This window comes from Bacillus taeanensis, from assembly GCF_003318295.1.
GTDB lineage: Bacteria > Bacillota > Bacilli > Bacillales > UBA6769 > Maribacillus > Maribacillus taeanensis.
Genome location: NZ_QOCW01000013.1, coordinates 107,485 through 115,628 on the forward strand (window position 1 = coordinate 107,485; position 8,144 = coordinate 115,628).

The 8,144-nt window shown below is 37.6% G+C and carries 6 protein-coding genes and 1 rRNA gene; all 7 read left to right on the forward strand.

Going from position 1 to position 8,144, the window contains the following annotated elements; all coding sequences use genetic code 11:
- Positions 1–114: 114 nt before the first annotated feature.
- Positions 115–1,257, forward strand: a complete 1,143-nt coding sequence (gene dnaN / locus DS031_RS13440) for a DNA polymerase III subunit beta (RefSeq protein ID WP_113806584.1) — start codon at positions 115–117, stop codon at positions 1,255–1,257.
- A 206-nt stretch (positions 1,258–1,463) separates the two neighbouring features.
- Positions 1,464–1,682, forward strand: a complete 219-nt coding sequence (gene yaaA, locus DS031_RS13445) for a S4 domain-containing protein YaaA (protein ID WP_113806594.1) — start codon at positions 1,464–1,466, stop codon at positions 1,680–1,682.
- 14 nt (positions 1,683–1,696) lie between these two features.
- The gene (gene recF / locus DS031_RS13450; RefSeq protein WP_113806585.1) at positions 1,697–2,818 is read left to right on the forward strand and encodes a DNA replication/repair protein RecF; all 1,122 of its coding nucleotides are present in this window, start codon (positions 1,697–1,699) and stop codon (positions 2,816–2,818) included.
- Between the two features lie 10 nt (positions 2,819–2,828).
- Positions 2,829–3,101: an extracellular matrix regulator RemB gene (gene remB / locus DS031_RS13455; protein ID WP_113806586.1), complete on the forward strand. Its 273-nt coding sequence runs from the start codon at positions 2,829–2,831 to the stop codon at positions 3,099–3,101.
- A gap of 37 nt (positions 3,102–3,138) precedes the next feature.
- A complete protein-coding gene (gene gyrB / locus DS031_RS13460) occupies positions 3,139–5,061 on the forward strand; it encodes a DNA topoisomerase (ATP-hydrolyzing) subunit B (RefSeq protein WP_113806587.1) in 1,923 nt (640 codons plus the stop codon).
- A 110-nt stretch (positions 5,062–5,171) separates the two neighbouring features.
- Positions 5,172–7,715: a DNA gyrase subunit A gene (gene gyrA / locus DS031_RS13465; RefSeq protein WP_113806588.1), complete on the forward strand. Its 2,544-nt coding sequence runs from the start codon at positions 5,172–5,174 to the stop codon at positions 7,713–7,715.
- A gap of 338 nt (positions 7,716–8,053) precedes the next feature.
- Positions 8,054–8,144, forward strand: a 16S ribosomal RNA gene (locus DS031_RS13470); the annotation flags it as partial.

Below are 8,144 nucleotides of genomic sequence, written 5' to 3' on the forward strand. Positions count from 1 at the left end.
ATAATAAATATATAAATAATAACGATTAATTTTCATTGATTCACAGGCCATTATTTTATATAGTTAACGTTCCAATTAAAATGAATTTAACGGTAATCATAAAGGAGGACCATTATGCATTTTGTTATTGATAAAGACCAACTCGTTCAAAGTGTTCAAGATGTAATGAAAGCTGTATCGTCTAGAACTACTATTCCAATTTTAACGGGGATTAAAATTGTTGCTCATGATGAGGGCATTACGATTACAGGAAGTGATTCTGATATTTCAATTGAGCGCTTTATTCCCATTGAAGAAGATGACAAGCAATATGTTGAAGTCCAGCGTATGGGAAGTATCGTCCTTCAAGCTCGTTTCTTTGCAGATATTGTTAAGAAGCTTCCAGCAAGTCAAGTAGAAATCGAAGTGTTAGAACGCCTTACCACACGAATTCGATCCGGGGCATCTGAATTTAATTTAAATGGATTAGATCCTGAAGAATACCCGCGCTTACCTGAAATTGCAGAAGAGAACTTATTCAGTATTCAAGCAGATCTGTTAAAACAAATTATTCGCCAAACAGTATTTGCGGTATCTACATCAGAAACACGCCCAATCTTAACAGGTGTCAACTGGCGAATGGAGGATGGCAGATTAACATGTGTGGCAACGGACAGTCACCGCCTAGCAATGCGTCATGCGACAATTGAAAGCAATACAGCAGACTTAAAATTTTCAAATGTTGTCATTCCAGGCAAAAGCTTGAGCGAGCTTTCGAAAATTATTGACGACGGTAATGAATTAATTGATATTGTGGTAACTGAAAATCAAATTTTATTTAAAGCAAAAAATATTTTGTTTTATTCTCGTCTATTAGATGGCAATTATCCAGATACATCACGGCTAATTCCAGATGAGAGTAAAACAGATGTTGTGTTATCCACAAAGAAATTTTTACAAGCAATTGAGCGTGCTTCTTTACTTGCAAGAGAGGGAAGAAATAATGTTGTAAAGCTCGTTAGCTTAGAAAGCAAAAACATGGAAATTTCCTCCAATTCCCCAGAAATCGGAAAAGTATTTGAACATGTAGAGGCGCAATCTTTTGAAGGAGATGAAGTAAAAATTTCCTTTAGTGCAAAATACATGATGGATGCTTTGAAAGCCATTGACAGCGCCGATGTTGTAGTAAGTTTTACAGGTGCGATGAGACCGTTCTTAATTCGTCCAATTAATGAGGATTCCATTGTTCAGTTAATTTTACCGGTACGTACGTATTAAAAAAGTTGAAAGCTATTAGTATTAAGTGATTTAATGACAACCATTTTCATACTAATAGCTTTCTTTTATTACTGATTAAAGTTGTTTAGGAAGAAATTGAGCAATCTATTATCAACAGTTTGTCCACAAATTAAGTTGAAGGTATATATATTTAAAGATCTATGTAAAAAATGATAGGATGGGAAGAGTTGAAAGTAGGTGATAAAATGCAAAAGAAAATTTCAATTGGAACGGAATATATTACACTTGGTCAGCTGTTAAAGCGTGCTGATGTTATTGAAACAGGCGGTATGGTGAAATGGTTTTTATCTGAATATGTTGTTCATGTGAACGGTGAGGAAGAAAACCGCCGTGGCCGTAAGCTTTATAAAGGCGATATTGTACAAGTTGAAGAATTTGGGGAAATCGTAGTGACTCGTCGTTGAATGGAGGAGCTTCGTTGAATATAGAAACCATTACGTTAACAAATTATCGAAACTATAAAAAAGCAGAAGTGTCATTTGAAAATAACGTAAATGTAATCTTGGGGGAAAATGCCCAAGGGAAAACAAATGTTATGGAAGCCATCTATGTATTAGCAATGGTAAAGTCACATCGTACATCACGTGATAAAGAATTAATCCGCTGGGACGAAGAATATGCTAAAATAGAAGGTAGGATAAAAAAGCGAAACGGTCCGTTATCTCTTCAGCTTGTCATTTCAAATAAAGGGAAAAAAGCAAAATTAAATGAGCTTGAACAAAGAAGATTAAGCGATTATATCGGCGCCTTAAATGTTGTCATGTTTGCCCCAGAAGATTTAAATTTGGTTAAGGGAAGTCCGGGCATAAGAAGGCGTTTTATTGATATGGAAATTGGACAAGTTCATCCTGTGTATATTCATCATTTAACCCAATACCAAAAAATACTCCAACAGCGTAATTCCCTTTTAAAAGATTTACAGCGCCATAAAAGTAAAGAAAAATTACTTATGCTTGATGTTTTAACAGCTAGTTTAGTCGAAGCTGCAGGAAGAGTGATTAAAAAGCGCTTTGACTTCTTAAAGCTGCTCCAAGAGTGGGCAGAACCGATTCATCAAGGAATTAGTCGTGGGCTTGAAACATTAAATGTACAATACCTTCCCTCTTTAGATGTATCAGAGGAGATGGATTTGTCGAAAATAATAGAAATGCTTGAGAAAAAGTTTGATAAAATAAAAGATAAGGAGATTGACCGCGGTGTTACACTAGCAGGACCGCACCGGGATGATCTCGGTTTTTTAGTGAATGGGAAAGATGTGCAAATGTTTGGCTCGCAAGGACAGCAGCGCACAACTGCTTTATCAATAAAGCTTGCTGAAATTGAGTTGATTAAATCAGAGGTTGGCGAATATCCCATTCTTTTATTAGACGATGTTTTATCAGAACTTGATGATCACAGGCAATCTCATCTGTTAAATACGATTCAAGGAAAGGTACAAACATTTGTCACAACAACAAGTGTGGACGGCATTCACCATGAAACCTTGAAAAGGGCGACAACCTATCAAGTGGTAAACGGCGAAATTTCACAAGTTAAATGAGGTGATCTATATGTTTATTCACTTAGGAGAAGATGTTGTAATTCGCTCAAGTGATGTGGTGACAATTTTAGATCGACAGCTGCTTACAACATCTGAAGTAACAAATGAGTTTATCGATCGTTATAAAAAAGATGGACTTGTTGTGGATATTAGCGGGGATATTGCAAAATCGATTGTAGTAACAACCGATACTATTTATTTATCTCCACTATCTTCTATTACGTTAAAACGCAGGGCACAAATGGTGGCAGGGTTTGAACCTTTAGAGGATGTTGAAAATTAAGCTTGTCTGATATTGAGAGAGAAGTGTAGGTGAAAAAATGACGACAGAACCATTTGAACAACAAACATATGATGAAAGTCAAATTCAAGTTTTAGAAGGTCTTGAAGCAGTGCGAAAACGTCCAGGAATGTATATTGGTTCCACCGATGTAAGAGGCCTGCATCACCTTGTATGGGAAATTGTTGATAACAGTATTGATGAAGCATTAGCAGGTTATTGTACGACAATTAACGTAACAGTTGAAAAAGATAACAGCATTACCGTTTCAGATAACGGACGAGGGATTCCAGTAGGGATTCATGAAAAAATGGGACGTCCTGCCGTTGAAGTGATTATGACCGTTCTTCATGCAGGCGGTAAATTTGGCGGCGGCGGTTATAAAGTTTCCGGTGGACTTCACGGGGTAGGTGCTTCCGTTGTAAATGCTCTTTCAAGTAAGCTGGAAGTTACCGTTCACCGCGATGGAAAAGTCTATTACCAAGTTTTTGCGCGCGGTGTTCCTCAAGGGGATTTAGAAGTGATTGGAGAAACGGATCAAACAGGTACAACGATTCACTTTATTCCAGATACAGAAATTTTCCACGAAACAATAGAATATGATTTTGATATTTTAAATCACCGTCTCCGTGAGCTCGCCTTTTTAAATCGCGGCTTAACGATTATTTCTGAAGATAAGCGTGTTGAAGAGAAACGCTTTGAATATTGCTATGAGGGCGGTATTAAATCTTATGTAGAGCATTTAAATCGTTCTCGTGAAGTGCTGCATGAGGAGCCGATTTTTGTTTTAGGGGAAAAAGACGGCATTTCTGTTGAGATTGCTGTTCAATATAATGACAGCTATGCAAGCCACATTTATTCGTTTGCAAATAACATTAAAACCCATGAAGGCGGTACACATGAATTCGGCTTTAAAACAGCCTTAACAAGGGTTATTAATGATTATGCGCGAAAAAATAACCTTTTTAAAGAAAGTGATCCAAATTTAACTGGTGATGATGTTCGTGAAGGATTAACAGCGATTATTTCGATTAAGCATCCGGATCCGCAATTTGAGGGACAAACGAAAACGAAATTAGGGAACGCAGAAGCAAGAACGATTACCGAATCTGTTTTTGGCGAAGAGTTTTCAAAGTATTTGTTTGAAAATCCCCAAGACGGAAAGAAAGTTGTCGAAAAGGGAATTATGGCTTCGCGTGCCCGCATGGCAGCAAAAAAAGCACGTGAGTTAACACGGCGTAAAAGTGCATTAGAAGTAAGTTCTCTTCCAGGTAAACTTGCTGATTGTTCGTCAAAAGACCCGACTATTTCGGAGATTTATATTGTTGAGGGTGACTCTGCCGGTGGATCAGCCAAGCAGGGAAGAGACCGTCATTTCCAAGCAATCCTGCCGCTTCGAGGTAAAATTATTAATGTTGAAAAAGCAAGGCTTGATAAAATTTTATCAAACAATGAAATTCGTGCCATTATTACAGCGCTTGGTACGGGAGTGGGCGAAGATTTTGACATTACAAAAGCTCGTTATCATAAAATCATTATTATGACGGATGCTGATGTAGACGGCGCTCATATTCGGACATTGTTATTAACATTTTTCTATCGTTATATGCGTCCGCTGTTGGAAAATGGTTATGTTTATATTGCCCAACCTCCTCTTTATAAGGTGCAGCAGGGTAAAAAAGTTCTTTATGCGTATAATGATCGTGAAATGGAACAGTTAATGAAAGAGCTGCCGCAGTCTCCAAAACCTAGTGTACAGCGTTACAAAGGTTTAGGGGAAATGAATCCAACCCAGCTTTGGGAAACAACAATGGATCCTGAATCACGAACAACATTACAAGTTAGTTTAGAAGATGCGATTGAAGCAGATGAAACATTTGAGATTTTAATGGGTGATAAAGTGGAGCCGCGCCGAAACTTCATCCAAGAAAATGCTCACTATGTCAAAAATCTAGATATTTAATGTGAAAGAAAATAAGAAATGAAAGTATGAGAAAAACTTTGGTGAGCAGTTTACCTAACTGCAAACCGGGTTTTTCTAACTTTAATGAATGAAAGATGGAGGTTTACGGCATGTCGGATATCCAAAATCCAAGAGTGAAAGAAATTAATATTAGCCAAGAGATGCGTACCTCGTTTATGGATTATGCGATGAGTGTTATCGTTAGTCGTGCTTTACCAGATGTACGTGATGGTCTAAAGCCTGTTCATCGACGTGTTCTTTACGCAATGAATGAATTAGGCATGACAGCAGATAAAGCATATAAAAAGTCTGCACGTATTGTTGGTGAAGTTATTGGTAAATATCACCCACACGGTGATTCAGCTGTATATGAGACAATGGTACGTATGGCTCAAGATTTTAACTATCGTCACATGCTTGTAGATGGCCATGGTAACTTTGGTTCTATTGATGGGGATGCAGCGGCTGCGATGCGTTATACAGAAGCGAGAATGTCTAAAATCTCAATGGAAATAGTTCGTGATATTAATAAAGATACAATCGATTATCAAGACAACTATGACGGATCAGAACGTGAACCAATTGTCATGCCTGCTCGTTTTCCAAATCTTCTTGTAAACGGGGCATCAGGAATTGCAGTTGGAATGGCGACAAATATTCCGCCGCATCATCTCGGAGAAGTGATTGATGGAGTATTAGCATTAAGTAAAGACGCTGATCTTAGTATCCCTGAATTAATGGAATATATTCCGGGTCCAGATTTCCCAACAGCAGGGGAAATACTTGGACGTGAAGGGATTCGAAAAGCATACAGCACAGGTCGGGGCTCTATTATTATTCGTGCAAAGGCGGAAATTCAGGAGCAAGACAATGGTAAAACTCGAATTGTTGTAACAGAGCTTCCTTATCAAGTGAACAAAGCGAAACTAATTGAGAAAATCGCAGAACTTGTTCGCGAAAAGCGTCTTGAAGGAATTACAGATTTACGCGATGAATCCGACCGTAATGGGATGCGAATTGTGATTGAACTTCGCCGCGATGTAAATGCAAATGTGCTTCTTAACAATTTATATAAACATACAGCCCTACAAACAAGTTTTGGCATTAATCTGCTAGCTCTTGTAGATGGTCAGCCTAAAGTTTTAAATTTAAAAGAGTGTTTATATCATTATTTAGAACATCAAAAAGTAGTGATTCGCCGCAGAACGATGTACGAGCTCAAAAAAGCTGAAGCACGCGCTCATATTTTAGAAGGGCTGCGCATTGCGCTTGATCATTTAGATGAAGTTATCGCGTTAATTAGAAATTCACAAACAACAGATATTGCACGTGAAGGCTTAATTACAACATTTTCGTTATCTCATGAACAAGCACAGGCTATTTTAGATATGCGTCTGCAGCGCTTAACAGGTTTAGAGCGTGATAAAATTGAAAATGAATACCAAGAACTTGTTAAATTGATTGCCGAATTAAAAGCCATATTAGCTGATGAAGAAAAAGTTCTCGAAATTATTCGTGAAGAGCTTCTTGAAGTAAAAGAAAGATTTGCTGATGAGCGTCGTACAGAAATTACTATTGGAATGAACATGATTGAAGATGAAGACCTTATTCCAAAGCAAAATATTGTGATTACAATGACGCATAATGGCTATATTAAACGCCTTCCAATTGATACGTATCGAATCCAAAAGCGTGGAGGACGAGGCGTACAGGGAATGGGCACAAATGACGGAGATTTTGTTGAACATCTCTTCACAACGATGACGCATGATACGATTCTTTTCTTTACAAACAAAGGAAAAGTTTATCGATTAAAAGGTTATGAAATTCCTGAGCTTAGTCGAACAGCAAAAGGAATTCCAATTATTAACTTATTGCAAATCGAAAAAGATGAATACATTACCGCAGTGATTCCTGTAGAAGAGTTTGTTGATGACTGGCATTTATTCTTTGTTACAAAACAAGGTGTAACAAAGCGTTCTACCCTTTCAGATTTTGCAAACATCCGAAAAGGCGGACTAATCGCAATTAATTTCCGGGAAGATGATGAATTAATTGCTGTTCGTTTAACAGATGGCGATAAAGAAATGATTATTGGAACAAAAAAAGGTATGGCGATTCGCTTCCATGAAACAGATGTACGTTCTATGGGAAGAACAGCAACAGGTGTAAAAGGAATTAACCTTCAGGAAGATGATGAAGTAATTGGGATTGGTATTCTAGAAGAAGACCAAGACGTATTAATTGTAACGGAAAACGGCTATGGAAAACGAACTTCAATGGAAGAGTATCGGGTGCAAAGTCGAGGCGGTAAAGGAATTCGCACATGTAATATCACAGAACGAAATGGTAATATTATCTCTCTTAATACGGTAAACACGGATGAAGATTTAATGATTATTACAGTAAGTGGTGTCGTAATTCGGACAAGTGTGAAGGAAATTTCGCAAATGGGGAGAAACACACAAGGAGTTCGTGTTATTCGTTTAGGAGATGGCGAACAAGTTGCCACTGTTGCAAAAGTAGCGCCTGAAGATGAAGAGGACCTTGACAACGAAGAGCTGGAAAATAAAGAGTTAGAAAATGAAATAATAGAAGATAGTGAAAAAGAAGCACTATCAGACTTAGAAGAACAAGAGGATCGAGAAGAATAAGAAGGGTAAAAGGGCGAGAGCATGCTGAGGCAGACTCTCGTTTTCCTATTCCTATTACAAGTAGGATAAGGATATAAATTTTTTTAAAAAAATCAAAAAAACACTTGCGCAATATAAATAGAGATGGTATATTTATATACGTCACTTCGGAACAACGAATTTTCAAAAAATGTTCAAAAAAAGATGTTGACAGAAGAAAATATGAATGATATGATATTAAAGTCGCTGATAAAACGACATCAAATGTTCTTTGAAAACTGAACAAAACGCCAAGCGAATTTATGCAATATCCCGAAAGAAGCAATTCTTTCGACAACAACTATTGAGCAATTCAAACTTAATTTGAGAGTTTGATCCTGGCTCAGGACGAACGCTGGCGGCGTGCCTAATACATGCAAGTCGAGCGCGTGAAACTAACTGATCCCTTCG